The organism is Bacillus sp. EE-W1 (assembly GCF_009760835.1).
Classification (GTDB): Bacteria; Bacillota; Bacilli; order Bacillales; family Bacillaceae_G; genus Bacillus_A; species Bacillus_A wiedmannii.
The window spans coordinates 212,697-213,076 of sequence record NZ_WIPE01000060.1 but is presented as its reverse complement, the minus strand read 5'-3'; the positions used below and the strand labels follow the sequence as shown (position 1 = coordinate 213,076).

Genomic DNA, 380 nt, shown 5'->3' with positions numbered 1-380 from the left:
ATAGAAGATAGCTTGTTTCTTTGCTAACAGTTCATTTTCTTCGTCATATATTTCTATGATTCCCTCAAACTCTAAAGAAGGAAGTAGAATATCAATGCCTGTATGAGCTGTAGCTACAATGTTAGTAGACAGGGTATTATCTGCAGTATCTTTTAATACAACCTTATAATTTTCATATAGTTGCCGCAGACGTAACATATTACTCGTTGTCATAATAATTTTATTGATGTCTAGCGGTACAAATCCCTCGGCATCTCCTCTTTTTAGAACAACACCAATTCTTTTTGCATCTAATGAATCATTATCCATATAATCAAAAAATGTATTTGTCTTTGTGTAGAAGTCCCATTGATCTTCCTTACAAATTGCCATCCACTCTT

The 380-nt window shown here is 33.2% G+C and carries 1 pseudogene; it reads right to left on the bottom strand.

Annotated elements, in window-relative coordinates:
- A pseudogene (locus GFJ36_RS29590) lies at positions 1-380 on the bottom strand (hypothetical protein); the annotation flags it as partial.